This is a genomic window from Dactylosporangium sp. NPDC006015, from assembly GCF_040614215.1.
Classification (GTDB): domain Bacteria; phylum Actinomycetota; class Actinomycetes; order Mycobacteriales; family Micromonosporaceae; genus Dactylosporangium; species Dactylosporangium maewongense.
The window spans coordinates 60,287-86,474 of record NZ_JBEXUD010000052.1 but is presented as its reverse complement, the minus strand read 5'-3'; the positions used below and the strand labels follow the sequence as shown (position 1 = coordinate 86,474).

The following is a 26,188-nucleotide window of genomic DNA, read 5'->3' as shown; positions in this document are numbered from 1 at the left end:
CGGCGGGGGCGGCGGCGCGGGCACGGCCAGGGGCAGCGGGATGCGGCGGCTGCCGCCGGGCGCCACCCGTACCCGGACCGCCGGGACGGCCAGGACAGCCGGTGGCCGCGGGTCGACGACGGACGGCCCGGCGCCGGCGAGCGCCCTCGGGTCCCGGTGCGTGGCGGGGCCGGTCACCGCGCGCCGCCCGCACTCAGCCGGGTGTTGATCCGCGCGATCTCGGTCGCGTAGCGGCGCCGGTCTGCGTGCTCCAGGTCCAGGATCGCGTCCAGGGACCAGTGGAAGTGGTAGGCGAGGTACGCGGTCTCCTCGTGGAGCCGGTCGGCCGCGTACGTCACGATTCCCCCAGGCGGCTGCCGGACAGGTCGACGGCGATCCCGGTGCCGCAGCCGGGGCAGGTCACCGAGGCGGTCGGCGGGCCGTCGGTGTTGAGCCGCCGGTACAGGTCCTGCAGGTGGGCGACGTCGACGGCGAACAGGTCCTCGACCAGCCCCGCGTGGATGTCGGTCACCGTGCCGATCCGCACGACGACCCGGGCCAGCAGCACCACCGTCAGGTACGCCGGGTTCTCCCGCACCCGGTCGTCGCGCAGCGGCACCAGTTCGTCCCGCGCGGTGGCGAGGCGCATCACGCCGTCGCGGTGCACCACGCCGGCCGGGTCCACGTAGCCGCGCGGCAGCTCGAAGGGGAACTCGGTCCGCAGGCCGGCGGGCGCGCTCACTCGACCTCCATCTGCTCGTAGGTGACGATGAGGGTCTCGGTGAGCACGCCGGGGTCCCCCGCCCGCAGCGCGCCGATCTCGAGGCTGCGCGGCCAGGCGCCGCTGATCCGGTACCGCTTCAGGGGGCTGCCCTCCTGGTCGTACACGATGACCGCGCCGCCGCGCCGGGCCTCGCCGATCCGGCCGAACCGGGCCGCCTGCAGCCACTTCTCGAAGCCGTTGTCGGCCGTGAGCGGGCGCACCAGCGTGAGCTCGCCGCCGTGGCTGCGGCCGGGCAGCTTGCGCACCACGTAACGCCCGTCGGCGGTGTGCTGCCTGACCTCGATGACGTCGTGCTCCATCTTCAGCCCGCGCACCTCGGAGATCTGCTTGATGACGATCCCGTCGATCTCCAGGCCGAACGAGTGCCCGAGCGCCGCGTCGTAGTCCGCCAGTGCCATGACCGCGCCTACCCCTCGAGGAACGCCGCGCCGGACGCGGACTGGGCCAGCCGGAACACGATGAACTCCGCCGGCCGTACCGGCGCGACACCGACCTCGCAGATCACGGCGCCGCTGTCGACGGACTCGGCCGGGTTGTTGCTCGCGTCGCAGACGACGAAGAACGCCTCGTCGGGGGTGCGGCCGAAGAGCGCGCCCCGGCGCCACTGCTCCGTGAGGAACGCCGCGACGGTGCGCCGCACCTTAGCCCACAGCTCCGCGTCGTTCGGCTCGAACACCGCCCACTGGGTGCCGTACAGGATGGAGCGTTCGAGGTGGTTGAACAGCCGCCGGACGTTCAGGTGCCGCCAGGCCGGGTCCGACGACATCGTGCGGGCGCCCCACACCCGGATGCCCCGGCCCGGCTGCGCCATGAGCGCGTTGACCCCGACCGGGTTGAGCAGGCTCACCTCGCTCGCCGACAGCCGCACGTCGAGGTCGACGGCGCCGCGGATCGCCTCGTTGGCGGGCGCCTTGTGCACGCCCCGGGTCGCGTCGGTGCGCGCCCAGACCCCGGCGATGTGCCCGCTCGGCGGCACCGACCGCGTGCGCCCCTCGACCGGGTCGAACACCCGGATCCACGGGTAGTAGAGGGCGGCGTACTTCGAGTCGAACCCGGCGACGTCCCGGCGCCACTCCAGCGCCTGCATCGGCGACAGCCCCGGCGGCGGGTCCAGCACCGCCATCCGGTCGCCCATCATCTCGCAGTGCGCGATCATCCCCAGCTGAACGGCCTTCACCGCGTCAAGGTCGAGGTCGCCGCGCTGGTACAGCGCCATCAGGTCGGGCACGACGACCGTCGACACGTCCTGCACGGACTCCAGGCCGCCGAGCCCGGTCCGGTCGGCCGCGTCGCCGACGAAGTCGTCGGCGTGCAGGTCGGGCGCGTCCGCGTGCAGCAGGAAGCGGCCGGGGCGCGCCTTCTCCCGCCAGTTGCCGGACTCGACGTGGATGAGGCGCGATGTCTCGTTGACGCTCTGAACGCTGCCGATCGTCTCCGTGAGCCGGTCGTCCAGGTAGACGCGCACATCGTCGTGGGTCACCTCGACGCTGATCCGGTCGGCCGTCTGCCCGTCGTTGGCGATGAACCGGTAGGCGCCGGCGGTGGCGGACGGCAGCTCCATCCGGCCGGCGCCGACGCGCACGATGTAGCAGTCGCCGCCGCCGTTGAGGAACCAGCCGTAGACCGCGTGGCCCAGGTAGGTGCCGGCCACGAAGTCGCCGAAGGTCCGCCGGAACGAGGCCCAGTCGGCGACCATCGTCGGCGTGTTGAACGGCCCCTGTTCGGCGAGGCCCACGAACGCGGGGACCGAGGTGCCGATCGCCGCCACCGGGCGGCTCCCGCCCTCGATCTCCTCGACGTACACGCCGGGCGCGAGATAGCTGGGTGCCACGTCATGCCTCCGTCAGAGCCGGTCGGTGCTGTGGGTCGGCGATGCTCAGCCGCAGCCCGGTCCCGACCGGCGGGCCCACGGGCCGCGCCATGTCGGGGGTGACCGGGACGGTGACGGCGAGGCACACGGCCGCTTTCAGCGGGATGCCCAGCCCGGCGCACAGCCCGGGCGGCGCGTCCCGCAGCGCCATGGTCACGGGCTCCGCGATGGACGCGAGGTGCTCCGGGGGCAGCACCGGATGGCGCAGGGCCATCTGGAGGACCGCGCCGAGCAGCCCGTGCGCGGCGAGCGGGTCGACCGCCCAGGCCGTCACGGCGTAGGACAGCACGATGTACCGCGGCGGCGGCCGCACCCCGACGACCCGCCCGTCCTCGTCGTGCAGGCGGACCGCGCCGTGCTGCCGCCGCGTCACGTCCTCGGCGAGGTCGAACAGGGACACGTCGACCCGCACCGACATGTCCCCCACGGGCGCGTCGAACGACAGCCGGACCTCGCGGCCCAGCTCCTCGTACAGCAACGCGCTCAGCGCCCGCCCCACCTCGGCGATCACCGGCGCCACCGACCGGACCTCGTCACGGGGTGAGCATGCACCCCACCCCTCATCGACGAGTCATCGCCGGCTTAACGCCGCTACGGTTTCACCCCCGTGCCGAGCACCTTGTCGCCGGTGTGCGTCGCCGGCGGGAACGTGGCGACAGGGACGTTCAGCGCGGTCAGCGCGGCGTCGAGGAAGTCGCGCCAGATCGCGCCGGGCAGCGTGCCGCCGATGATCGCCCTGCCGTCCCGGTCGACGATCTTCTGCTCCTCGCTCTTGTTGCCGACCCACACGGCGACGGCGAGACCGCTGGACTTCCTGGCGGGGTCGGAGGCCGCGTAGCCGGCCATCCACGCGTGCGCGTTGTCGGTGGTCTGGGCCAGCTGCCACGCCCCGGCGGTGCCGGCGAGCTGGCGGTCGTCGTGGGTGCGCAGGCCGTACCGCTTCGGCACGCCCTGCAGGACGGCGTTCAGGTCGTCGGCCATGGCCTCGGTGAAGCCCGGGATCCGCTTCGGGTTGACGACCTCGCCGTAGGTCTTCTTGCCGTCGGTCCACACCTCCTTGAGGAAGTGCGCCTTCGTGGCGACCCCGCGGTTGGCGAACGTGGCCATGCCGGCGGCGTGGTCGAGCACGGTCACCGGGTACTGGCCGAGGCCCACCTCCGTGTTGAAGTACTTCGGGAAGACGTCCTTGCCCGGCGCCTTCGCCAGGTCGACCTTCACGAACCTGCCGTCGATGGAGGCCCACATGCTCCCGATCCCCGCGGCGTGGGCCGTGTCGATCACCTTCGCGGGGCCGGCCGCCGCGGCGAGCGCGAAGTACGGCGTGTTGAGCGCCATGACGGTGGCCTCGCTGAGCGTGCACCACTTCGGCGAGCCCGAGCTGCACGCCGGCGCCGCCGTGGGGTTCTCACCGGCGTTCCTGATCGGGTTGCGGCTCGTCCGGCCGCTGCCCGGGAACTCCTGCGGCGACTCGCCGTTCCAGTACGAGTCGATGGAGTATCCGGCGCTCAGGCCGGCCGCGAGGGTGTACACGTCGAACGACGCGCCGGCGGGGTGCCCGCCGCAGCAGCTGTCGGTGCCGTCGCCGAGCACCGGGTCGGCATAGGAGCCGGCGTAGTCGCCGCCGTTGCCGGTGTCGCCGCCGTAGTAGGCCTTGACCGCGCCGGTGCCGGGCTCGATCGCGACGAGCGCGGCCTGCAGGTTTGCCGGCTGCTTGTCCATGTTGGACTCGGCGTTGCGGCCGGCCTCGCGCACCGCGATCTGCTGTGCGGTCCTGTCGATCGTGGTGACGATCTTCAGGCCGCCGTTGCGGAGCCGGTCGAAGTGCTTCCTGCCGTCGGGCGCGGCGTCCTCGTACAGCGGCTGCCCGGTCTTCGGGTCGGTCAGCGCCGCCACCTCGCCGAGCACGTGGTGGACGATCAGGCCCTCGGGCTTGTCCATGCCGCCGGCCACCTTGGTCGCGTCCGCGCGGGCCTGCGCCGCGGTCAGCACCTTCGCCGGGTAGGCCAGCTTCTGGTCCGCGTCGGCCGGCGTCACGAAGCCGAGCTCGACCATCTGCCGTTTGATCTCGTCGAACCGCTCGTGGGCCCGCTCGGCGTCGACCGTCGGGTCGAACGGGCTGCCCTTGCCGTCGCCCTCGGGGTTGTCGACGAGCCCGGCGAGCACCGCGCCCTCGGCGGCCGTCAGGTCCTTCACCGACTTGCCGAAGTACGCCTGCGCCGCCGCCTGCACCCCGTACGCGCCGCGGCCGAAGTACATGATGTTCAGGTACTGCTCGAGGATCTGGTCCTTGCTGTACTGCCGGTTGAGCTTGGTCGCGATGACCGCCTCGCGCGCCTTCCGCGCGAACGACGTGCCTTCGAGCTCGGCCCAGCGCCGCGCGTACTGCTGGCTGATCGTCGACCCGCCGTGCCGGCCGTCGCCGGCGACATGGTTCCACACCGCGCCGGCCGCCTCCCAGTAGTCGACGCCGCTGTTGGTGTAGAACGTCGGGTCCTGCGCCGCGACGAACGCGTGCTGCACGTCGACGGGGATGTCCCCGAACGTGACCAGCGTCCGGTTGACCGAACCGATCCGCGCCATCGGCGTCGTGCCGTCGGCGTAGTAGATCGTCGTCACCCGATCCATGGTGATGTCGCTGGGCATGGCGACGCTGTCGTAGTAGTACGTGCCCCCAACCAGCCCGAGCCCGGCGATGACGGCGAGCACGAGCGCCGACCTGAGCAGGACCTTCCGCCACCGCCTCCGCCGGCCCTTACCCGCTGGTGTCCCGGCGGCTTCCGGTGTACCGGCAGCGCCCGGCGCACGGTCCACCGCCTCCGGCGCGCCTGCGGCCTCATCCGTGCCGGCCGCGTCAGGCGCTTTCGGCGCCGGCCGCTCGCTGCTCTGGTCGTCGTCCATGTCGTCTGCCCCGTCGTCGAATGGCCATCGATCGCCACAGATCGTACAGACAGTGAACGGATCCGGGGGATCCTGCGTGTTTGGGTACATGACCGTGACACACAGCAACGACGAGAAGCGCTACTTGATGCCTTCCTCGGCGCGGGCCTCCGTGGCGGCCAGGGCGGTCGACAGTTGCGCACGCCGCCCAGCTTCTCCGGCAGCGAGGTGGTCGCCGCGGCCACGATCCCCCCGGTCGGCGCGTAGGTGAGCGCCTTGAGCGTGAGCAGCGACCGCACCACGGCGTCGCGCCACTCGCCCTCATACGTGCAGGCCGACACCCATCCCTGCCAGTATCCGTCCCCCGGCACACAGGCATGATGGGTGGATGGCACTGCGGCGTGAGGTCGGCGTCGAGGGTCCGCGTGATGCCGGCGATGTCTGGTGCGGTGACCGCCCGCTGTCGGCGGCCCGTGTTGCGCCGACGCACCAGGCCCGTGGGGATTGCGGGCCTGGCGCGTCGGGCCGGACTCCTACGAGACCGTGCGGTACTGACCCCCGGCGGCGCCGTCCTGCTCGATGCTCAGTTCAGCGTGCAGACCGCGACGCAGACCGTCACCGTGTCGGCCTCGGCGGCAAGTCGACGGACCTGACCGTCGCTGGCACCGTAGACCCCAGCGGCTGGACCCAGGTCCGTCTGTCAGCCCAGCCCCGCACGGTCTCGTAGGACCTTCGGCAAGGTGCGCCAGGCCGGGCCGTCCCGCCGCCGCTGCGTCGCTATGGGCTGCTGTCGCGAAACCGAAATATCCGCCCATCCGCGGAAGTCTCAATAGGCGCCGACGCGAATCGTGCCGTCTGGGTCAGGAAGGTAGCCCTGCAGGTTCACCGCAGGATCATCGCTCCAGAACGGCGGATACGGACCGAACGCGATCGTGGCCCCGTCGTGCTCGGCGAACCAGTCGACCAGATCGGCCACGGCGTCCGGGGCCGGCGCCCAGGCGACCATGTCGTCGCGGAGCTCGGGGCCGTCCGCGGCGAGGACCCCGAACACGAGCTCGGCATCCCCGACAAGTTGAGCGAGAGCGAGTTCCAACAGGGCGGACGACGCCTGTCCACGGTAGGACAATTCAGGCCGGACGAAGACCGTGCAGGAGTCCGACGGCTTCCCCGCCCGAAGCGCGTGATCCAAGTCGGCGAGGGAGCGAAGCAGATACCACGCACGACTCCCCGCTCCGCCGGCCACCCGGTGCAACAGTACCGATTCGCCCAGATCTGCCAGTACCTGCGCGATCTCAGTGCGCATCTGCGCATCGACGATCGATCTGTGAGTTGGCATGCGGCTCAGGCTACGCGCCAGCGGTCGTAGGCGACCGCCGACGCAACCGGCGTCCGCCTACCGGCGGGTGCAGGGGCAGCAGATGCCGGTCCGGGAGCCCGGGCCGGGTCCGTCCCGCGAGGCGTATTCTCGGCGGGATGATCAGTGTCAACCCGCGCCTCGTCCGGGACGACAAGCCGGTCGAGCGGGCGACGTCCCTCGCTCTTCCCGGCGAGTTGACCGCGCTCATCGTCGCGATCCATGGTGCCGAGACGGTCGAGATCCCCGCCGACTACGCCGAATTCGTCCGTACCGATGGTGGCGGCCTGTGGACCCTGGACCAGAACGGTGCTCCGGACCCGTACGGCTGGGAGGTCCACCGGTTCTCCACGGCGCTCGCGGCCACCGCGGGGCTGTACGAGCGGGCCGCCACGGAGCAGGAGGACGCTCCGGACTGGGAGCACAAGGCGTCGATCGCGTCGATGCGCAAGGCCGGCTTCTGGCTCGAGATCGGTGGGTACGGCTGGCGGCACCTGCACTACCTGTGCTGCGATCGGTCCCGGGACCAGTACGGCAAGGTCTACGACCTCAACGACGGCGACCTCACCACCGGCATGGTCCCCGATGTGGTCTGGGACAGCTTCAGCGAGTACATCGGTTGACACCGAGCGCGCATCGCCAGGTCGTGTCTCCGCTCTGTGACATACAGTCGTCCGATCAAAGGACTCGGTCACCGGCACCGCACCGCCGGCGGCGTCCCCGAACGCCACGCAACGCGCGTCGGACACCACGACCACGGTCACCGCGTCCGCAACCACGCCCCAGACCAGCAGCCGATCCCCGCCGTCGCCGCCGCGCCGAGCCCCGCGACGCCGAGCAGGAGCACCCGGCGGGTGGCCGTCACACCGCCCCTCGCCGGCGGGAGAGGCGCGGTCGACGGGGAACATTGCGTGCGCGACACCCGCCGCGAGCGCCGGAGCGGGCAGCTTCACCGGGTCGGGCGGGAACGGCTGGCCCGCGGTCAGCAGCGCCTGGACGACCAGCAGGGCCGCCTCGTTGAACGCCCGGGCATGCTCGGTGTGGATGGCTGCGGCCCTGGTACAGAGGTCGAGCACGCCGGACTCCACGGACAACTTCCGGGCGGCGTCGTACACCGTCGTCGCGAGGTTCTCCAGCGAGGCCGCCGTCTGCAGCAGCGACCATCACCCCCCGGGCATATCATCTGAAACCGTGACGGTTGCCGTGATCCTCGCCGACCTCGACCAGTGGCTCGCCGCGAACGCACCCCGGACACTGTCCCTGCTGCACCCCCCGGCGAGCCAGGAGCAGCTGCAGGAGCTGGAGTCGCGGCTCGGGTTCGCGCTTCTGCCCGAGGTCGCGAGCACCCTGCTCTGGCACAACGGGGCAACGGAGGAGATGGGCGGCTTCCAGCTGGCGCCGACCTACTGGCTCACCGACGCGGCCCGTGTCGCGGGTGACGCCAGTCGCCTGAGGGCAACCGCTCGCGCATCCAACCCGGAGGCATGGGACGTGCAGTGGGTGCCGCTCGCTGCCGACCGGTGCGGCGGCTACCTGGTCGTCGACCACACCCCAGACGTGGACACCGGTCGAACCTTTCTCTGGGAGCCCGAGAACGGCGAGGACGCGATGGGGTCATGGACGGGTCTTGCGGAGCTCTGCAGCGAGCTCCGGTTCGCGCTGCTGCGTGGAGCACCGTGGCTGGACAACAGCTACCAGATCGTCGACGGCGGAGTGGAGTGGGAGTAGGACTCGCGTCATCCGACCCGGCTGCGAAACAGGACGGCACGGCGGACGGACGGGTTGCCAGCTGTTCGGCCGATTCGGGTGCCGACCGATCCGTAATAGCGGACATACCTGCTGGACCCTCAACGGCCACGCCGAGCACGACGCACGCGGCGCGACCGGGGGCACCACCTGGCCCCCTCTCCGGTGGTGACTCCGGTCGCGCGCGCGTGCCCCCGTCGTGGGTCAGGTCTGGCGGAGTGGGGGCAAGGGGATGGGGATCTGGTAGGCGGTGGCGCCGGCGCCGATGCCGCCTTCGCAGGTGTTCGGGGGGACGGTGCCGATGCCGCGGGTGGCTGGGCGTTCGGCGGCCCAGAACATGTAGCCGAGCAGGCCGGCGGTGGTGCCGGCGCCGTTCGGGGCGGCTGACTGGACGAAGGTGCCGGTGGAGCGTTGCAGCGACGTGGCGTAGCTGGTGCACTCGGGCAGTGGGCGGCTGCCCTGGGCGACGTACAGGCCGCCGGTGAACTTGGCGGGAGCGAGCGGCGGGACCACCGGGTTGTAGGTGGGTTTGCCGTCGATGTGTTCCTGCCAGTTGGCGATCGCCGCGCTCGCTGACGGTTGCTTCGAGGGGACCATGGCGTTGGCGTAGTCGAGGACCGGGCGGTCGGTGCGCAGCCAGTCGGCGGTGGCCTTGCGGTTGAGGGCGATGAGCCACCGGTCGCCGGCCGCGACGTCGATGGTCAGGCGGGCCGCCGGGTCGGCGCCGGACGCGTCGTAGGGCAGGGCCGCGCGGTACGCGTCGATGAAGGCCTGCAGTCCGGTCAGGTTGGGGGCGGTGTTCTCCTCGTAGTCGATCTCGATGCCGACGCCGAGCCGGCGGGCGACGGCGGCGGCGTTGCGGCCGAGCTGGGCGGCGTTCGAGGTGAGGGCCGCGTTCCACGCGTCGGTGTAGGTGATGCCGCCGATCGACAGCATGACGCGGATCCCGCGGCCGGTGAAGTAGCCGACGATCTCCGGGGTCATGCCGCGTGGGACGCCGGCCACCGTCGTGGCGTCGTCGGTGAGGTTCAGCAGCTTCCCCGGGTCGACGAAGCTCAGCACCACGACGTTGACCGACGGCCGGCCGTCGCCGCGGTCGACCAGCCAGTGGTTCTGGGCGTCGAACGCCGCCACGGTCCGGGCGGTGCCCCAGGTGCAGAAGTCGTTGCCGCAGTGCCACGCGCCGTAGATCTGCGGTGGCGTCACCGCCGCGGCCGCCGGCCGGGCGAGCGCGACAAGCACGGCGGTGACCAGGATGGGTAGCGCGGCGAGCACAGCGAGTATTCGGCGCATGCAAAGAAGGTAAACACTGGATCGACGGCTGTACACGGCCGCGGCCCGCAGCGATATACGGAGCGAAAGCGTTACACCGCGGGGAGTCGCGCGGCGCGGACGAGGACCTGGAGCCGGCCCACCTCGGTGCCGTCGCGGCGCAGACGGACGCCGCGGACCTGGAGCCATGGCTCGCCGTCGAACTCGATGGGGCCGGCGCGGTCGACGGACTCGACCCGGAGGCGCAGCTCACCGGTGCCGTACCGGTAGTCCTGCTCGCCCAACACGACGACGAAGACGCGTGCCGTCATGGCACCGGTCGGCAGCGTTCGGGTGCTGTCATGTGCATGGCGCCGAGCCTATGTCGGCGTCGTGCCCGGCGACCTCAGCTAAATCGATGCAACACTCGGCTTCTCGACAGGGCCGTGGTCGCCCGCGGGCCGTGGGCGGCTGCCTGATCGGACACATCCGCGCGACGATCGTGGCCGCCGGTGCTGCTCAGCGGGGGTGCGGGCAGGTCCGGCCGGGCCGTTTGCAAAGATCGGATCATGCCGTCGTCACCGCCCGAGGAAGCAACACCGCCCGAGGACCTGGCAGTACCCGACGAGGAGACGGCCCCGACACCCGGCCAGAGGACGGCACGCAGCGCCGTGGCGGCGCCCGAGCAGAAGAACGACGTGGCGGCGCCCGAGGAGGTGGCGACCGGGACCTGGCGGAGCCGGTGGCTGCGGCTGCTGCTCGTCGTCGTCTCCGTGGTGGTGCTGGCGGCGATCGGCCTGCGCGGGCGGCTCCCCGACCCGCAGGACCTGCTCAACTCGCTGACCAATGCCTCGTGGGGCTGGGTCGCCCTGGCCGGGCTGCTGCAGGCCGGGTCGGTCGCCGCGTTCGCGGGGCAGCAGCAGTACCTGTTCTCGGCGCTCGGCGTCCGGATCCGCCGCCGCCGCGTGCTGGCGATCACCCTGGCCCGCACCGCGATCTCGATCTCGGTCCCGGCCGGCGCCGCGGTCTCCACCGGCTACGCGATCCGCGAGTACGAGCGCGCCGGCGCCCCCAAGGAGCTCGGCGCGGTCACCGCGATCGTGTCCGGGCTCGCCTCGATCGGCGGGCTCGCGCTCATGTACGTGGCGGGCGGCGCCGCCCTGGCCGCGTACGGCACCACGACCTCCCTGACCTGGCGTCCTCTGGCCATCGTGGCCGGGATCGTCGCCCTGACGGCCGCCGTCATCGTCCTCGGCCGGCGCCTCATCGACGCCAAGCCCGCCGACCCGCGGAGGCCCCCGCCGCAGGGCCGGATCCGCCGGTACGTGCAGCGCCTCCTCGCCTCGGCCCGGGAGGCGTGGCGGGCGGGTGCCGGCCTGCGCGCCCGCGACTGGTGGGCCGTCATCGCCTACGCCGCCGCGAACTGGGTGACCGACCTGTGCTGCCTGGCCGCCTGCACGTATGCGCTGGGCCTGCCGGTGGCGCTGCCCGCGCTGGCCGGCATCTACCTCGGCGTCCAGATCGTCCGGCAGGTGCCGCTGTCCCCGGGCGGCATCGGCGTGATCGAGACCGCTCTGGTCGCGGGCCTGACCGCGTCGGGCGCGACCGCCATCGCCGCGACCGCCGCCGTCCTGCTCTACCGCCTGCTCTCGTGCTGGCTGCTCATCCCGCTCGGCGGGGCCGCCGCGGTCGTCCTGCGCCGCCCCAGGTAGCACCTCACCGGCAGGTGACCCACCCCAGTGGGAGTGCAGGGAGCCTCGCGCGCCACCAGTAGGCACACCAACCCGGCGAGGATCGGTGCTGAGCCGCCGAGATCCTGCGCTACCTCGACGTCATCGTCCTCCGCGACGATGGTCGATGGGAGCCGGAAGCGGTCACCGCTGCCGCATGGACGGCTTGCCGCACCTGATCACATAGTTAGAACAAAGTTCCGACAAGGTCAGAACAGGTCACCAGCCCGTGGCGAAGGTCGCGGGTTGGTGATCGTGACGAATTGATGGAGTGGTTGTGGACTCGAAGCGTGACGAGCTGGACCAGGCGATTCGCACCTTTGACCGTGACGCACTGGCGGCGCGCGTTGAGGACGCCGCCAGGCAGGCCGAGCAGATTAACGCCGAGTTTCCGCTCGATGAGTGGCCGAATCTGACACTGGATCGGTACGCACTGGGCCACGCCGGATACAAGTCGTCGTTCTGTTACCGGTTGGAGTTCAAGTCGCCCGAGCTCGGCAGCATCAGCGGCGGCAGCTCAAGGAAGCTGCTCATCTACGCGAAGTCCGATGGCTCGGGGTGGTACTTCGACCAGGCATACCTCGATCGGGAACGCGCCTGGGACGACGTGCGCACGGGCTTCGTCCGGGCTTTCGAGCTGGCCGGGCAGGGGAACATCGCGGAGGTCGACGACATCACTGCGCTCCGCACCGGTCCTGCGCTGACCGCCAAGACGTTGTACGTCTACTTCCCAGACGAGCTGTTGCCGATCTACTCGCAGGCTCATGTCCAGCACTTCACGGAGCTGCTGAGCCCCACCAAGGCGCCGGCCCTGACACCCCTCACGGCTAATCGGCGGCTGCTGACGCTGGTGCGGGAGGATGAGCGGTTCGCGGGGTGGAGCCCGATGGAGGTGATGCTGTTCCTCTACGGTTGGGCGGATCCGCGTGCCGGCCGTGCGGTCATGAAGATCGCGCCCGGCGAAGGCGCACGCTTCTGGCGAGATTGCCGCGACGGCGGGTTCATCTGCGTGGGCTGGGATTCGATCGAGGATTTGACAGCGTTCGGCTCTGAGGAGGAGCTCCGAGCGGTCTTCGCCGCCCATTATCCGTACAACGGCAGCTCCGCGACGGTTACAACCAAGGCCCGCGAGCTGTGGCGGCTCACGCAGTTGGAGCCCGGCGATCGGGTGGTTGCCAACGAGGGCGTATCGAAGGTGCTCGCGGTCGGCACTGTCATCGAGCCGGGGTACGTGTACCGACCGGAGCGGCCGGAGTTCAAGCACACGGTCGCGGTCACGTGGGATGAGTCGTATGCGCAGACGCTGCTCGAGCCCGTCCGGCGTTGGGGCGTCACGACCATTGCGCCGGTTTCGGCAACGCTGTGGCGGCAGATCAGGGCGGGTGTGTCGGCAGGCACGCCGACGGCCGAGGGGCCCGTCGGGACGACTGAGGTCGAGGCCCCGTCAGACCGACATCTGAGACTGGTGACCGAGGCATTGGAGCGGAAGGGGCAGGCGATCCTGTTCGGTCCGCCCGGCACTGGTAAGACCCATCTGGCGCTGCGGTTCGCGGTCTGGTGGCTGGCGCATGGCCGGGCCGGGCTGGACCCGCTTGCCGAATTCGGTACGTCGGAGTTCAGGCGGGTGCTGGCTGCGTTGTCTGCGCCCTCGCGGCCCGCGGAAACGCGCGAGAAAATCGGGCAGCTTACCCAAGTGACGTTCCACCCGTCGTACGGGTACGAGGACTTCATCGAGGGCTTCAAGCCGGTGAAGTCCGACGATGGGCTCCGCCTTGAGCTACTGCCGGGCATCTTCAAACGGGTCTGCCGCGCCGCGGCCGACGAGCCGGACCGGGCGTATCTCGTCGTCATCGACGAGATCAACCGAGGCAATGTCTCCAAAATCTTCGGTGAACTGATCACCCTGCTCGAGGTCGACAAGCGTGGCATCGAGGTACGTCTTCCCCAAAGCACCGAGGCGTTCGCCGTCCCTGGAAACGTGTACCTTCTCGGAACGATGAACACCGCCGACCGGAGCATTCGTCTGCTCGATGCGGCACTGCGTCGGCGTTTCGCGTTCTACGAGCTTCTGCCCGACGTCGAGCTGTTGGAGGGCGCCTACGTGGGAAGGCTGCACCTGGACAACCTGCTCGACTCTCTCAACAGCCGGGTCCGTGCCGAACTTGGCCGTGAGCGGCAGGTCGGCCACGCATTCCTGCTGCGCGACGGCAGGCCACTGGCGACCGAGGCCGACCTATGTGCCGCTATCCGCGGCGACGTGATTCCGCTGCTGCAGGAGTATGCGTACGACGACTACGGTCTGCTGGCTCGGCTCATCGGCGCCCAGGTGGTCGACGTGGAGCAGCAGCGCCTCCGCGAGCTCACCGATGACGAGATGGTTGAAGCCCTCTCCGCCGAGTTTCAGGTCGGCCTGGCCGATCAACTGCCGGCATGACGACACACGAGCTCACCGAATACCAGACCGTCCGGGTACCGTGGCCCGACCCTAGTGCGGCCGACCAGCAGCTCGCTGAGTCACTCGAAGGCAAGGGCAAGCTGCTGCGGATTCGCTGGCTCCGCAACGAGCAGGCCGAGATCACCGCATTTGCACGAGTCGGTGTGGTCACGTTCGACCAGTGCCAGGTCGCTGTCAGGCCCAAAATGGCCGGCGGCGACCTCTCAGTACTGCGCATGCTCGACTACGCGAGCGGCATCCATGCGCTTCGGCAGCTGCCACCGCAGCGGCGTATCGAGACTGGCGGGCTGCATCTGCGCGACCTCGTCTGCCAGATGCTCGCCCGCGCCGCCGATGACATCCTGCGACAGGGCCCAACGCGCAGCTACCTGACTCGCGAACGCTCACTGCCAGTGCTGCGCGGCCGGATTCTCGCCGACCGTCAGGTGCGTGCCCGGTTTGGCCAGCTGGACCAGATCGAGTGCCGCTACGACGAGTATGAGACCGACATTCTCGACAACCAAGTGCTGGCGGCCGGACTCAACCTCGCCGCGCGCTCTGCCGCGGCCGCCCCGGTCCGCGCCCTCGCCCGCCGGGTCGCGACTGACTTCTCGGCGCTTTGCGATCCCGCCGGCCTTGACCCGATCGACGTGGCAGCGCGGCTGCACTACACGCGGCAGAACGAGCACTACCGCGCCGCGCACGGCTGGAGTCTGCTCCTGTTGCGCGGCGCGGCGATCAGCGATCTGTACCGTGCGGGCAACGGTCAAAGCCGAGTGTTCTTCTTCGACATGAACCGCGTCTTCGAGGACTTCGTCACCCGCCTCGTGGAACACGCCTTCGAGGGCAGCGCCGTCGAGGTTCGGCCGCAATCACGGCACCGCTCAGTGATCGTCGATGAGCTCACCGGCCGCCCGTTCGGCACCGTCATTCCAGATCTCTTGTTGGTGCGCGGCGCGGGCGCGACCATGTGGCGGCGTGTCGTCGACGCCAAGTACAAACTGATCGGCGAACGCTCCCTGGACCGTGCCGATGTCTACCAGACACTCCTGTACGCTCAGGCACTCGGCGCGACCGGCGCGACCCAGCAGCCTCCTACCGCCGTCATCATCCATCCTGGTACGCCGGGCAGCCCGCACCGCCTCGTCGCCCGCAACACCGAGGGCATCCGCGTTGCCCGGCTGCGAACCGTGGCACTCGACGTCTCGGCGACTCTCGATGCCCTCGCCGACCGGCAGCACCGGGACAGGTTGCACGCCGAGGTCAGGGACCTGCTTACTGCCTAAGAGATCAGTTCAGAATGAGCTGGTGCGTCAGGCCCGTACCCGGTCCAGCGACCAGGTACGGGCCTGACGGTGTGCGGTCAGATCCAGCGGGGCGGGCTGGCGGGGCTCTCGTGCCAGCGGCGGTCCAGCGCCGTCACCACGTACGTGTAGTGCTTGCCGGGTTCGGCGGTCGTGTCGGTGAACGAGGTGCCGCGGACCGTGGCGATCAGGTTCGTGGCGTCGGCCAGGTCGCAGGCACGGGCCGCGGTCGTGCCGTCGAGGCGGTACACCCCGTAGGACGTGACCTCGGCGAACGGGCCGGCGCCGTTAGCGGTGGGGCGCCACCGCAGCTCCGCGCCGGCCGAGGTGCGCCGGGCGCCGGTGATGACCGGGAAGAGCAGCGGCTTGGCGGGGCCCCAGGCCGGCGGGAACGCCGGGCGGGTGTGGTGCTCGGCGGCGAGGATGGTCTCGGACCCCAGCCGGTTCGCCCGGACCTGGACGGCGCTGAAGTGCACGTCGCCGAGGACCTGTGGGTACTGGCGGTTGAACGTGAGGTGGTTGGACAGTTCGTTGGGGTCGAACCAGGCGGCGGGCTGGCCCGCGGCGGCGACCTTGTAGTCGGCCTGGCCGATGTAGAGCTGCACGTCGGTGCCGGCGACGACGTCCGCCCACCACGGCACCAGCTTCGCGTAGTCGGCGACGGCGAAGCCGATGTTCCAGTACACCTGCGGCACGATGTAGTCGACCCAGCCTTCCTTCACCCACTTGCGGGTGTCGGCGGAGTTGGCGTCGTAGGACTGGGTGCCGTTGGTGTCGGAGCCGAGCGGGTCGGCGGCCTTGTTGCGCCAGATGCCGAACGGGCTGACGCCGAAGCGGACCCACGGCTTGGCGGCGTGGATGCGGCCGTCGAGCTCGCGGATGAGCTGGTCGATGTTGTCGCGGCGCCAGTCGGCCTTGGTGGCGAAGCCGGCGCCGTACTGGGCGAACGTCGCGTCGTCGCCGAAGTCCTGGCCGGCGGCGGGGTACGGGTAGAAGTAGTCGTCGAAGTGCACGCCGTCGATGTCGTACTTCGTGACCGCGTCCATGACGGCGTCCTCGACGAAGGCGCGCGCCTCGGGGATGCCGGGGTTGAAGTAGAGCCGGCCGGCGGCGTTGTTCACCGGGTAGGGCACGGCCCAGTCGGGGTGGACCCGCAGCGGGCTGTTGGCCGGCAGCTTCGACACGTCGGTGCCGGCGCCGCCGGGTGCGGGCATGCTCGCCCGGTACGGGTTGAACCAGGCGTGGAACTCCAGGTTGCGCGCGTGCGCCTCGGACACGAGGTACGCGAGCGGATCCCAGCCGGGGTCCTGGCCGGCGACGCCGGTGAGGTACTGCGACCACGGCTCCAGCGGCGACGGCCAGAACGCGTCGGCGTGCGGGCGGACCTGCACGATGACGGTGTTGTAGTTGAGCGACTCGGCGAGGTCGAGCCAGCCGTCGTACTCGGCCTTCAGCTCGGCCTCGGTCTTGCCTTGCGCGGAGGGCCAGTCGATGTTGACGACGCTGGCGATCCACATCGCCCGCATCTGGTGCTTCGGCGTGGCCGGGTCCGTCACGCAAACCACCGGTTCGGTGGCAACCGCGGCCGAGGCGGGTGCGGTCGCCACGAACGCGGCGGCCAGGCAGAGTAGGGCGGAAAGACGGGCGAACATCAGGGTCACCTTCACGAGAGCCAGTTGGACGAGCCCGGGACCCGCGGCCAGTGCGCGGTGGACGGGGCGATCAGGTAGGCGATGCCGCCGCTGCCGGAGGCGACGGTGCCGTTCGCGCGGTACCGCTTCGTGCGCAGCCACACCTGCTCGAACTCGGTGCGGCTGTAGACGTTGCGGACCGCGTCGTTCGACGAGGACGCCGGGTCGTTGACGATCACGTCACCGGTGGCGGTGAAGCCGACGATGACGAACAGGTGCCCGGAAGTGGAGTAGTTCGCGGCGGTCAGCTCGGTGGCGAGGAACGACTGCGAGGTGACGACGGGGATGCCGGCCGCGATGAAGCGCTCCGCCTCGTCGAGGGAGTGCAGCCGGGTCACGATGCCGGTGAGGCCGTAGGTGGCCGCGTAGGCGGTGTTGAACGGCCAGTTGCCGGCGCCCTCGTAGGTGTAGTCGTAGGTGCTGCGGGCCGCGTTGTCGACCTGCGGGTCCGGGTCGGTGGGGTCGACCCAGGCGAGGTCCTCCGGGCGGGGGTGCTTGCCCCAGTACTCGACGACCATCTCCGTGGACGTCGGCGAGCACCAGGCCTCGCCACCGTTGTCGTACTCGGGGTAGTGGCCCTCGTGGATGTTCTGCGAGTAGCGCGGGACCGCCAGCTCCCGGCCCCAGGCGATGTGCCCGGCGCTGGCCGGCACCGTGAAGCGGTCCGGCACGTTGGAGGCCATTGCCCCGGCGAGGTAGACGCGCGGCGCCGCGGTCGTGCCCGCCTTGCGGTACAGGGTGAGCCGCAGCCGGTAGGACTGCAGCAGCACGCCGGCCGAGGCGTCGTCGATGGAGAAGGTGTCGGTCCAGATCGACGAGACGCCGTCGCTCTGGCCGTCGACGGTGGCGCGGTGGATGTCCTGGTCACCGCTCGCCCACTTGCCCATGACGTACCGCGGGGTCGCCCGGCCGTCGGTGTAGGTGCCCTCCAGCTCGACCTGCAGCCAGGTCCCGGCCGGGGTGTCGGCGTTCCAGGACGCGACGAGCTCGCTGGCGCCGAAGCCGACGCGCTGCACCGGCGAGGTCCAGGTCGCGTAGTCCCAGCCGTCGGCGGTCCCCGCGGCACCGCCGATGGTGAGGAACGGCTTGCGGCCCGGCACCGCCCGGGTGCCCTCGCTCCTGCCGCTGAGCCACTGCGGGAAGCTCTGCCAGGCGTGGAACGTGATCTGCTCGTCGTGGACCGGGCTGCCCGGGTGTGCCACCGCGGGTGCCGCCGGGAGCAGCGACGCGGCTGCGAGCACGACGATGGCGACAATGCGTCTCATGCCGCCCCCTCCGCTGCGCTCCGGCGCCGGCCTGAGCCCACCCTGCATTCCTGATGAGCGGCCCGAGCCGCTCCGCTGACCGCTCATTACCGCTCCTAGGGAAGGAACGACGGCAGGATCTGCACGTCGTCCAGGTTGACGAACATGACCCGGTGTCCGAACTGGACCTGCGCGTACCGGTTCTGGCCGCGGATGACGGTCCAGTCGCCGGGCGAGGAGCCGTCGAAGGTCACGGCCCGGTAGTACTCGCCGGGCACGATGCCGCCGAGGGTGTAGCGCTGGCCGGCGGCGAAGGTGTACTGCAGCGGCGTGATCGCCTGGACCGGCACGCCGGCCGGGTAGGCGGTCGCCTCCGGGTAGGCGCGCCCGTACACCGGGATCGTCGCCTTGCCGGCCTTGGGGGTGACCACGAGGCCGGTCGACCACTTCGCCGCTGGGCGTGCCGGCGGGTTGAGGAACCAGCCCTTCTGGCCGAGGTACCAGATCGCGGTCCAGTCGCCCTGCCGGTCGGCGACGGCGTAGGTCTGCCCGGCGGCGGCGCGGGCGCCGTGGTCGGAGACCTGCATCGTGGCCGGTTCGCCGCCGGGGCGCAGGCCGATGTCGCTGAGCAGCGGCGCGTCCGCGGCGGGCGCGGTGCGCAGCAGCACCGACGAGGAGCCGTGCGCCGGGCAGGGGGTGTCCGGCGTGCCCGTGCACCCGGTGAACGGCAGCTGGTTCTGCCCGTAGTCCGGGTCGATCGTGACGAGGCCGGTCCGCGGCGTGCCGAACTGGACGAACGGCGCGTGCAGCAGGTCGAAGTAGTGGCTCCAGTCCCAGTACGGGCCCGGGTCCCAGTGCATGCCCCTCACCGTCGACGGCACGGTCCCCGGCACGTTGTCGTGGCCGATGATGTGCTGCCGGTCGAGCGGGATGGCCAGGCGCGCCGCGAGGTAGCGCACGAGCTTCGCCGACGAGCGGTACATCGCCTCCGTGTACCAGGCGCCCTGCTGCGCGGCGTAGCCCTCGTGCTCCAGCCCGACGGACTTGGCGTTGACGTACCAGTTGCCGGCGTGCCACGCGACGTCCTTGGTCTTCACGTGCTGGGCGACGTGCCCGTCGACGGAGCGCAGCGTGTAGTGCCAGCTGACGTACGTCGGGTCCTGCACGAGCTTCAGCGTGGTGTCGTAGCTGGCCTCGGTGTCGTGGATGACGATGTACTCGATCCGCTGCCGGGCCGGGCGGTCGCTGAGGTCGTGGTTGCCGTAGTCGCCGTCGCCGAACTGCTCGTACGGTGCGGGGATCCACTCGCACGAGATGTCCACCGGGCACTCGAGGCCGTCCGGGCGGGCCGGCGGCCGGCGCAGGCCGAGCCGGTCCAGCCACGCCGTGACGGGGCTGATCCTGGGCTGCGCGGCGAGCGTCACGAGCTGGCCGTCGTCGGTGGTACGGCTGGCGCCGTCCCGCAGCGTCGCGTACACCTCGTCGGCGAACGCGGCCGCGGCGTCGGTGGTGTCGGCGCCGCTGTACTTCGCGACGGCCCCGTACCAGGCGGCCGGGTCGCTGGCAGCGCCTCCGGGTGCGCCGGCGTCGTGCTGGTACTGGGCAAGCAGCGCGGCCCCGCCGTTGATGTTGGCGGCCGGGTCGGTGCGCAGCGCCGTCTCCGACGCGCCGGTGAGCTCGGCGGCCCGGTCGAGGGTCTGCAGCGCCGGGCCGCCCGCGCCGGAGGTGACGGCCGGGACGGTCTTCGGGGCGCGGGAGTCGTCGCCGCGCGCGTCACCGGTGTCGTGGTGCGGCTGGCCCGTGGTGGTGAGAGCGGCGGCGAGCGCCGCGGCGTCGGTGAGGTGCATCGGGCCGTACCCGGCGCTGGTGCTGGGCGCGCCGCGGTTGGTGTCCCACCGGGACTCCAGATAGGACACGGCGAGCAGGACGCCGACCGGGACGCCCCAGGTGGCGGAGGCGTCGGCGTATGCGGCCTGGCGAGTGGCCGGCGCGGCGGTGGCGGGGGCGGCGGGCACCGCGGTGGCGGTGGACACCAGGGCGACCGCGGCGCCGAGCATGAAGGACCTGCGGCGAAGGCGCATCGAACCTCCTGACTGCGGATGGCTGGGCACAGCGTGACGCATAGCAATCTTTGCCGTCAATCCCTAACGGCGAGTTGCCTCGAAGCGTAGGGAACCTACGGGATCGCGGAGCGATTTCAACCGATTTGTTCGGAACAGTATGAACAAGAACGGACAGCAAGGTATGCAGATCCGTTACAGCGGACCAGTGACGGCGAAAGGTTTGTAGATTACCTTCACTGGTACGTCGCACGTCGACGGTTACCTACAGTCGATGTCGTCGATGCCGGGGAGGTGGGTGGCGTCATGAGCGTCGTACCACTGGAATCGGAGCGGGTGGACCCGCCGGCCGTGGACCGCGAGCCGGCCGGCGGGATCGCCGCGCGGTCGCTCACGCAGGCGGTCTGGCTGCGCCTGCGCCGCGACCGCACCGCCCTGGCCAGCGGCGTCGTGTCGGCGGTGCTCGTCGTCGTGGGCCTCGCCGCGCCGCTGATCGAGAAGGTGTACGGGATCGGCCCGCTGGACTCGTTCAAGGACGACCTGGACCGCTTCGGCATGCCGTACGGGGTGGCCGGCGGCGTCACGGGCACCCACTGGTTCGGCCTCGAGCCCGGCCTCGGCCGGGACCTGTTCATCCAGATGGTCTACGGGATGCGCACCTCGCTGGGCATCGCGTTCGCCGCGGCGCTGGTCACCACCACGCTCGGCGTGCTCACCGGGATCATCTCCGGCTACCTCGGCGGCTGGGTCGACGCGATCATCAACTGGATCACCGACGTCGCCCTCGCGCTGCCGTTCCTCATCTTCACCCTCGCCCTGATCCGGCCCCTGGAGCTCGCCTTCTACGGCCCGCGCGAGGCGGTGCCGGGCTGGTTCCGGGTCGTCGTGCTGATCGGGCTGTTCGCCGCGTTCGGCTGGACCAGCACCGCCCGCCTCGTGCGCGGCCAGGTGCTGTCGCTGCGGGAGCGCGAGTTCGTCGAGGCCGCCCGGGCCACCGGCGCCCGGACCCCGCGGATCCTGTTCAAGGAACTGCTGCCGAACCTGTGGGCGCCGATCATCGTCGTGTTCTCGCTGTCGATCCCGGCGTACATCACCAGCGAGGCGGCCCTGTCCTTCCTCGGCATCGGGATGCTGGAGCCGACGCCCGACTTCGGGCGCACCATCTTCCGCAGCCTCAACTACCTGCAGACCGACCCGGCGTACGTGTTCTTCCCCGGCGTGACGATCTTCGTGCTGGTCCTCGCCTTCAACCTGTTCGGCGACGCCGTCCGCGACGCGCTCGACCCGAGATCTACCCGGTAGGCCCGCGATGCTCAACTTCCTGATCCGGCGGATCCTGCTGGCGGTGCTCACGCTGTTCGCGGTGAGCGTGCTGACGTTCCTGATGTTCTTCGCGCTCCCCCGCGACCCGGCGACCGCGATGTGTCCGAAGAACTGCGACGCGGCCCGCCTCGAGCGCGTCCGCGACGAGCTCGGGCTCAACGACCCCAAGTACGTGCAGTACCTGCACTACGTGAAGGGGATCTTCGCCGGCCGGGACCTGGGCGCCGCGCAGGGCGGCTACTGCGACGCGCCATGCCTCGGGTACTCGTACGTCAACAGCGAGCCGGTGACCGAGACGATCGTGCGGGTCATCCCGGTGACGCTCAGCATCGTGGTCCCCGCGTCGGTGCTGTGGCTCGCCGTCGGCATCGGCCTGGGCATGCTGTCGGCGCTGCGCCTCGGCACCGTGTTCGACCGGCTCGCCATCGGCGTGTCACTGACCGGCGCCTCGCTGCAGCTGTACTTCGTCGGCGGGGTCCTGCTGCTCGTCTTCGTCTACACGCTGAAGATCCTGCCGTATCCGCGGTACACGCCGATCCTGGACAACCCGTGGGACTGGGCGACGGCGCTGATCCTGCCGTGGTGCGCCCTGGCGTTCCTGTTCTCCGCCGTCTACGCCCGGCTGTCGCGCGCACAGATGCTGGAGACGCTGTCGGAGGACTACGTCCGCACCGCGCACGCCAAGGGCCTGCCGTCCCGCACCGTCATCCGCCGCCACGCGCTGCGGGCCGCGATCACGCCGCTGGTCACCACCGCCGGCGTCGAGATCGGCGCCGCGCTCGGCGGCACGGTGATCACCGAGACCACGTTCGGGCTCCGCGGGCTCGGACGCACCGCGATCGACGCGGTCAAGGACGGCGACCTGCCGACGATCATGGGCACCGTCCTGCTCGCGGCGGCGTTCATCGTCGTCGCCAACGTCGTCGTCGACGTGCTCTACACCTTCATCGACCCACGGGTCCGGTTGCGGTGAAACGACCAGGGAGGCCACCATGCCACGCAAACCTTTGACAGCGTTGGTACTGCTCACGCTCATCGCCGGGCTCGGCGCGTGCAGCAACAACAAGCGGACCGACGACGACGCCCAGCCCGACACCGACCGGCAGGCGAGCGGCTCGATCGCCACCGACCCGAAGGACTCCAAGGGCCCGGCGGCGGAGATCCCCGGCGCCGGCAAGGGCGGCACCGTCACCGTCCTGCGGCAGAGCAAGGTCTCCCACCTCGACCCGCAGCGCGTGTACTCCTTCGTCGGCCTCACCGCGTCGCAGCTCTACGCGCGGCGGCTCACCACGTACAAGGACGACGGCAAGGGCAAGGTCGTCCTCGTCGGCGACCTGGCCGAGACGCCCGGCACCGACGTCGACAAGAACTGCAAGACCTGGGAGTTCAAGATCAAGGACGGGGTGAAGTTCGAGGACGGCAGCGCCATCACGTCCAAGGAGATCGCCTACGGCATCGCCCGCTCCTTCGACCTCGCGCTGACCGGTGGCCCGACCTACATCCAGGAGTGGCTCGCCGACTCCCCCCAGTTCGACACGAAGTTCAAGTTCACCGCCGACAAGACGGCGCTGCCGCCGGGGCTCACCGCGCCGGACCCCAAGACGCTGCGGTTCACCTTCGCCAAGCCGCACTGCGACCTGCCGTTCGCGGCGTCGCTGCCGGCGACCGCGCCCGTGCCGCCGGCCAAGGACACCGGCACCGACTACGACAAGCAGCCGTTCTCCTCCGGCCCCTACAAGCTGACGAAGAACGAGGCCGGCACCCGGCTCACGTTCGAGCGCAACACGTTCTGGGACCCGGCGACCGACGCGATGCGCCACCAGTACCCGGACAGCTATGTCTACGAGTTCGGCGCCAACATCGTCACCCAGACCAACCGCATCATCGCCGACAGCGGCGCCGACGCGGCCGCCGTGTCGTTCAACGGTGTCGACGCCTCGCTGGTGTCCAAGGTGGTCGGCGACCCCGCGCTGAAGGCCCGCACCCTGCAGGAGCCGACGCCCAGCGAGTACACGCTGACCATCAACAACAACCGGGTCACCGACCTGAAGGTCCGCCAGGCGCTCAACACCGTCATCGACCGCGACGGCATCGTCAAGACCCTCGGCGGCGACACCGTCGCGCGGGCCGTCACCACGCTCATGCCGCCGGCGACGATCGGCTGGAAGAACTACGAGGCCTACCCGGCTGGCAAGAGCGGCAACCCGGAGAAGGCGAAGGAGCTGCTCGGCGGCAAGAGCGTCGAGCTGGTCCTGGGCTTCCCCGACGACTCCCGCAACCAGGAGCTCAGCACCACCCTGAAGAGCAACCTGGAGAAGGCCGGCTTCAAGATCACGCTGAAGCCGATCGCCGCCGACACGTTCCTCGACGAGACCAAGAAGAAGGACAACCCGTGGGACCTGTACATCGGCTCATGGGGCGCTGACTGGCCCAGCGGCGCGTCGATCCTGCCGGTGCTCTACGACGGCCGCGCCATCAAGGACGGCGGCAGCAACAACGGCGCGTCCTACCTCAACGCGCCCGCGCTCAACGCCGAGTTCGACCGCATCCTGGCGATGCCCGTCGGTGAGCAGGGCGCCGAGTGGGGCAAGCTCGACGAGAAGATCATGCTGGAGCACGCGCCGGTCGTGCCGCTGTACGTCGACGTCATGTTCACCCTCCACGGCTCCAAGGTCGGCGGCCTGTTCATCGACTCGATCTGGGGCAGCGTCGCGGTCACCAACGCCTACGTGAAGCAGTGACGGGACTTGTGTCGGTGGCGCTGGCCGGTGAGGCACGCTTGGCGGACGTGCCCCACTACGCGGCCAGCATGATGAAGGTGCCGGTGTTCGTCGCCCTCCACCGGGCGGCGGACGCCGGCACCCTCGACCTCGACGGGCCGGTGCCGGTCGCCAACACCTTCACGTCGGCGACCGGCTCCTCGTACAGCTGCGACCCCGGCTACGACAACGAGCACGACGTCTGGGACCGCCTCGGCAGCGCGGCACCGGCCCGCTGGCTGGCCCGCCGCATGATCGTGCGGTCCAGCAACCTCGCGACCAACCTCCTGCTCGCCCTCGTCGGCCTGCCCGCCGTCGCCGAGGCGTGGCGGGTGGCGGGCGCGACCCGCAGCGTCACCGGCCGCGGCATCGAGGACGCCGCCGCCGAGGCGGCCGGGATCACCAACACGGTCACGGCGGCCGACCTCGCCCTGCTGTTCGGTGGGCTCCTCGCCGGGACCGTCGCCTCACCCGCGGCGTGCGCGGAGATGCTCGACGTCCTCGCCGGGCAGGAGCTCCGGGAGGATCTCGCGCTCGGGGTGCCCGCGGGGGTCCGGGTCGCGTACAAGAGCGGCTGGGTCGACGGGGTGCGGCACAGCGCGGGCGTGGTGCTGCCGCCCGACGCGCCGCCCTACGTGGTCGCCGTCTGCACCACCGGCGTGCCCGATGCCGCGACCGTCATCGCCCACGTGTCGAGAACCGCCTGGGAGGAGCGCCAGTGACGATCAAGGAGGTGCGCACGCACCGGGTGTCGGCGCCGTTCCACACGCCGTTCGTCACCGCGCTGCGCCGCGCCACCGCCGCCGAGTCGCTGATCGTCGAGGTCGTCGACGGCGACGGGTGCAGCGGCTACGGCGAGGCGCCGCAGGTGTGGCAGGTGACCGGCGGGTCCGTCGCCGGGGCCGAGGCCTGCGTCCAGCAGCTGCTGGGCCCGCTGATCACCGGCCGCGACGCCGACGACCTGACCGGCAATACGCGGCTCGTGCAGCGGGCGGCCCAGCGCAACGAGGGCGCCAAGGCTGCCGTCGACGTCGCCCTGCACGACCTCGCCGCGCGCCGCCTCGGCCTGCCCCTGGTCCGGTTCCTCGGGGGCACCGCCACGTCGGTGCCGACCGACGTCACCCTCTCCGCCGGTTCGTTGGTGGACGCCGCCCACGCCCGGGTCGCCGAAGGCTTCCATGTGCTGAAGGTCAAGGTCGGCGTCGGCGGGGACCTCGCGCGCGTCCGGGAGCTGCGCGAGGCGGTCGGTCCGGACGTGGTGCTGCGCCTGGACGCCAACCAGGGCTGGACCCCGCGCGAGGCCGTCACCGTCATCCGCGGCATCGAGGACGCCGGCCTCGACGTCGAGCTCGTCGAGCAGCCCGTCTCCCGGCACGACCTCGACGGGCTCGCCTGGGTCAGCGACCGCGTCGGCGTGCCGATCCTCGCCGACGAGGCCGTGTTCGGCGTCCGCGACCTCGTCGAGGTGATCCGCCGCCGCGCCGCCGACCTCGTCAACGTGAAGCTCGCGAAGTGCGGCGGCATCGGTCCCGCCCGCACCCTGCTCGACCTCGCCGCCGCCCACGACATGGGCACGCTGGTCGGCTCGATGATGGAGACCCAGGTCGGCGTCGGCGCGGCCGCGAGCCTCGTCGCCGCCTACGGCACCACCGCCGTCTCCGACCTCGACGCCGCCTGGTGGCTGTCGTCCTCCCCCGTCCAGGGCGGCCCCGTCTACGAGCGGGACCGCGTCCACCTCCCCGACGCCCCCGGCCTCGGCCTGTCCTTGGAGCAGCGTTGAAC

The 26,188-nt window shown here is 70.9% G+C and carries 22 protein-coding genes and 1 pseudogene; 10 read left to right on the top strand and 13 right to left on the bottom strand.

Translation table 11 applies throughout. The features are described from left to right. Nucleotides 1-173: 173 nt before the first annotated feature. From ABZ321_RS49495 to ABZ321_RS49460, 8 genes and pseudogenes are all read right to left on the bottom strand, one after another. Nucleotides 174-338, bottom strand: a complete 165-nt coding sequence (locus tag ABZ321_RS49495) for a DUF6760 family protein (RefSeq protein ID WP_344506889.1) — start codon at nucleotides 336-338, stop codon at nucleotides 174-176. Further along, nucleotides 335-721, bottom strand: a complete 387-nt coding sequence (locus ABZ321_RS49490; RefSeq protein WP_354903375.1) for a hypothetical protein — start codon at nucleotides 719-721, stop codon at nucleotides 335-337. Before ABZ321_RS49490 ends, ABZ321_RS49495 begins: the two co-directional genes overlap by 4 nt. After that, the gene (locus ABZ321_RS49485; protein WP_344506892.1) at nucleotides 718-1,161 is read right to left on the bottom strand and encodes a phage tail protein; all 444 of its coding nucleotides are present in this window, start codon (nucleotides 1,159-1,161) and stop codon (nucleotides 718-720) included. The genes ABZ321_RS49490 and ABZ321_RS49485 overlap by 4 nt, the downstream gene beginning before the upstream one ends. Before the next feature lie 8 nt (nucleotides 1,162-1,169). Further along, nucleotides 1,170-2,594: a phage tail sheath family protein gene (locus ABZ321_RS49480; RefSeq protein WP_354903373.1), complete on the bottom strand. Its 1,425-nt coding sequence runs from the start codon at nucleotides 2,592-2,594 to the stop codon at nucleotides 1,170-1,172. Nucleotide 2,595: 1 nt separating this feature from the next. Continuing rightward, nucleotides 2,596-3,144 (bottom strand): Pvc16 family protein, encoded by a 549-nt coding sequence (locus ABZ321_RS49475; protein ID WP_354903371.1) that lies wholly within the window; start codon nucleotides 3,142-3,144, stop codon nucleotides 2,596-2,598. 80 nt (nucleotides 3,145-3,224) lie between these two features. Continuing rightward, on the bottom strand, nucleotides 3,225-5,531 hold the full coding sequence (locus ABZ321_RS49470) for a transglycosylase domain-containing protein (RefSeq protein WP_354903370.1): 2,307 nt from the start codon (nucleotides 5,529-5,531) through the stop codon (nucleotides 3,225-3,227). A gap of 173 nt (nucleotides 5,532-5,704) precedes the next feature. Continuing rightward, nucleotides 5,705-5,821 (bottom strand): annotated as a pseudogene (locus tag ABZ321_RS49465) (glycoside hydrolase family 15 protein); the annotation flags it as partial. A 515-nt stretch (nucleotides 5,822-6,336) separates the two neighbouring features. Further along, a complete protein-coding gene (locus tag ABZ321_RS49460; RefSeq protein ID WP_354903369.1) occupies nucleotides 6,337-6,846 on the bottom strand; it encodes a hypothetical protein in 510 nt (169 codons plus the stop codon). 137 nt (nucleotides 6,847-6,983) lie between these two features. Here ABZ321_RS49460 and ABZ321_RS49455 point away from each other — a divergent pair, with 137 nt between their 5' ends. Together ABZ321_RS49455 and ABZ321_RS49450 are read left to right on the top strand one after the other, a co-directional pair. Further along, a complete protein-coding gene (locus ABZ321_RS49455; RefSeq protein ID WP_354903367.1) occupies nucleotides 6,984-7,487 on the top strand; it encodes a hypothetical protein in 504 nt (167 codons plus the stop codon). 568 nt (nucleotides 7,488-8,055) lie between these two features. Beyond that, nucleotides 8,056-8,592: an SMI1/KNR4 family protein gene (locus ABZ321_RS49450; RefSeq protein ID WP_354903365.1), complete on the top strand. Its 537-nt coding sequence runs from the start codon at nucleotides 8,056-8,058 to the stop codon at nucleotides 8,590-8,592. A gap of 222 nt (nucleotides 8,593-8,814) precedes the next feature. On the opposite strand, the gene ABZ321_RS49445 is transcribed toward ABZ321_RS49450, so the two are convergent. Both ABZ321_RS49445 and ABZ321_RS49440 read right to left on the bottom strand, forming a co-directional pair. After that, nucleotides 8,815-9,903, bottom strand: coding sequence for a hypothetical protein (locus tag ABZ321_RS49445; RefSeq protein ID WP_344506908.1), 1,089 nt, complete (start codon nucleotides 9,901-9,903; stop codon nucleotides 8,815-8,817). Between the two features lie 71 nt (nucleotides 9,904-9,974). Beyond that, nucleotides 9,975-10,193 carry a hypothetical protein gene (locus ABZ321_RS49440; protein WP_344506910.1) on the bottom strand — a complete coding sequence of 73 codons (219 nt, stop codon included), beginning with the start codon at nucleotides 10,191-10,193 and terminating at the stop codon, nucleotides 9,975-9,977. Nucleotides 10,194-10,430: 237 nt separating this feature from the next. On the opposite strand from ABZ321_RS49440, the gene ABZ321_RS49435 reads away from it, so the two are divergent. From ABZ321_RS49435 to ABZ321_RS49425, 3 genes are all read left to right on the top strand, one after another. Continuing rightward, on the top strand, nucleotides 10,431-11,573 hold the full coding sequence (locus tag ABZ321_RS49435; RefSeq protein WP_354903364.1) for a lysylphosphatidylglycerol synthase transmembrane domain-containing protein: 1,143 nt from the start codon (nucleotides 10,431-10,433) through the stop codon (nucleotides 11,571-11,573). 295 nt (nucleotides 11,574-11,868) lie between these two features. Continuing rightward, nucleotides 11,869-14,025 carry an AAA family ATPase gene (locus ABZ321_RS49430; RefSeq protein WP_354903363.1) on the top strand — a complete coding sequence of 719 codons (2,157 nt, stop codon included), beginning with the start codon at nucleotides 11,869-11,871 and terminating at the stop codon, nucleotides 14,023-14,025. Next, nucleotides 14,022-15,311: a hypothetical protein gene (locus ABZ321_RS49425; protein WP_354903361.1), complete on the top strand. Its 1,290-nt coding sequence runs from the start codon at nucleotides 14,022-14,024 to the stop codon at nucleotides 15,309-15,311. Before ABZ321_RS49430 ends, ABZ321_RS49425 begins: the two co-directional genes overlap by 4 nt. A gap of 77 nt (nucleotides 15,312-15,388) precedes the next feature. Here the strand turns inward: ABZ321_RS49425 and ABZ321_RS49420 are convergent, their stop codons facing one another. The 3 genes from ABZ321_RS49420 to ABZ321_RS49410 all read right to left on the bottom strand — a co-directional run bounded on the left by ABZ321_RS49420 (nucleotide 15,389) and on the right by ABZ321_RS49410 (nucleotide 20,345). Continuing rightward, nucleotides 15,389-16,981, bottom strand: coding sequence for a family 10 glycosylhydrolase (locus tag ABZ321_RS49420; protein WP_354903360.1), 1,593 nt, complete (start codon nucleotides 16,979-16,981; stop codon nucleotides 15,389-15,391). Nucleotides 16,982-16,992: 11 nt separating this feature from the next. Further along, nucleotides 16,993-18,285, bottom strand: a complete 1,293-nt coding sequence (locus tag ABZ321_RS49415; protein WP_354903358.1) for a C39 family peptidase — start codon at nucleotides 18,283-18,285, stop codon at nucleotides 16,993-16,995. A 95-nt stretch (nucleotides 18,286-18,380) separates the two neighbouring features. Beyond that, on the bottom strand, nucleotides 18,381-20,345 hold the full coding sequence (locus ABZ321_RS49410) for a peptidoglycan recognition family protein (protein ID WP_354903356.1): 1,965 nt from the start codon (nucleotides 20,343-20,345) through the stop codon (nucleotides 18,381-18,383). A gap of 285 nt (nucleotides 20,346-20,630) precedes the next feature. Here ABZ321_RS49410 and ABZ321_RS49405 point away from each other — a divergent pair, with 285 nt between their 5' ends. The 5 genes from ABZ321_RS49405 to ABZ321_RS49385 are packed head-to-tail and all read left to right on the top strand — an operon-like array spanning nucleotide 20,631 to nucleotide 26,186. Continuing rightward, nucleotides 20,631-21,626, top strand: coding sequence for an ABC transporter permease (locus ABZ321_RS49405; RefSeq protein ID WP_344506922.1), 996 nt, complete (start codon nucleotides 20,631-20,633; stop codon nucleotides 21,624-21,626). Nucleotides 21,627-21,633: 7 nt separating this feature from the next. Further along, the gene (locus tag ABZ321_RS49400; RefSeq protein ID WP_344506924.1) at nucleotides 21,634-22,620 is read left to right on the top strand and encodes an ABC transporter permease; all 987 of its coding nucleotides are present in this window, start codon (nucleotides 21,634-21,636) and stop codon (nucleotides 22,618-22,620) included. Nucleotides 22,621-22,639: 19 nt separating this feature from the next. Beyond that, nucleotides 22,640-24,388: an ABC transporter substrate-binding protein gene (locus tag ABZ321_RS49395; RefSeq protein WP_354903354.1), complete on the top strand. Its 1,749-nt coding sequence runs from the start codon at nucleotides 22,640-22,642 to the stop codon at nucleotides 24,386-24,388. Next, a complete protein-coding gene (locus tag ABZ321_RS49390) occupies nucleotides 24,385-25,128 on the top strand; it encodes a serine hydrolase (protein WP_354903353.1) in 744 nt (247 codons plus the stop codon). Before ABZ321_RS49395 ends, ABZ321_RS49390 begins: the two co-directional genes overlap by 4 nt. After that, entirely contained in the window at nucleotides 25,125-26,186 is a 1,062-nt protein-coding gene (locus ABZ321_RS49385) for a dipeptide epimerase (protein WP_344506929.1), read from the top strand. The genes ABZ321_RS49390 and ABZ321_RS49385 overlap by 4 nt, the downstream gene beginning before the upstream one ends. Nucleotides 26,187-26,188 lie beyond the last annotated feature (2 nt).

Excerpts from the sequence above, each read along its gene's own strand:
- ABZ321_RS49485 (WP_344506892.1), bottom strand. The coding sequence starts at position 1,161 with ATGGCACTGGCGGACTACGACGCGGCGCTCGGGCACTCGTTCGGCCTG.
- ABZ321_RS49470 (WP_354903370.1), bottom strand. The coding sequence starts at position 5,531 with ATGGACGACGACCAGAGCAGCGAGCGGCCGGCGCCGAAAGCGCCTGAC.
- ABZ321_RS49460 (WP_354903369.1), bottom strand. The coding sequence starts at position 6,846 with ATGCCAACTCACAGATCGATCGTCGATGCGCAGATGCGCACTGAGATC.
- ABZ321_RS49455 (WP_354903367.1), top strand. The coding sequence starts at position 6,984 with ATGATCAGTGTCAACCCGCGCCTCGTCCGGGACGACAAGCCGGTCGAG.
- ABZ321_RS49445 (WP_344506908.1), bottom strand. The coding sequence starts at position 9,903 with ATGCGCCGAATACTCGCTGTGCTCGCCGCGCTACCCATCCTGGTCACC.
- ABZ321_RS49440 (WP_344506910.1), bottom strand. The coding sequence starts at position 10,193 with ATGACGGCACGCGTCTTCGTCGTCGTGTTGGGCGAGCAGGACTACCGG.
- ABZ321_RS49435 (WP_354903364.1), top strand. The coding sequence starts at position 10,431 with ATGCCGTCGTCACCGCCCGAGGAAGCAACACCGCCCGAGGACCTGGCA.
- ABZ321_RS49425 (WP_354903361.1), top strand. The coding sequence starts at position 14,022 with ATGACGACACACGAGCTCACCGAATACCAGACCGTCCGGGTACCGTGG.
- ABZ321_RS49420 (WP_354903360.1), bottom strand. The coding sequence starts at position 16,981 with ATGTTCGCCCGTCTTTCCGCCCTACTCTGCCTGGCCGCCGCGTTCGTG.
- ABZ321_RS49415 (WP_354903358.1), bottom strand. The coding sequence starts at position 18,285 with ATGAGACGCATTGTCGCCATCGTCGTGCTCGCAGCCGCGTCGCTGCTC.
- ABZ321_RS49410 (WP_354903356.1), bottom strand. The coding sequence starts at position 20,345 with ATGCGCCTTCGCCGCAGGTCCTTCATGCTCGGCGCCGCGGTCGCCCTG.
- ABZ321_RS49405 (WP_344506922.1), top strand. The coding sequence starts at position 20,631 with ATGAGCGTCGTACCACTGGAATCGGAGCGGGTGGACCCGCCGGCCGTG.
- ABZ321_RS49400 (WP_344506924.1), top strand. The coding sequence starts at position 21,634 with ATGCTCAACTTCCTGATCCGGCGGATCCTGCTGGCGGTGCTCACGCTG.
- ABZ321_RS49395 (WP_354903354.1), top strand. The coding sequence starts at position 22,640 with ATGCCACGCAAACCTTTGACAGCGTTGGTACTGCTCACGCTCATCGCC.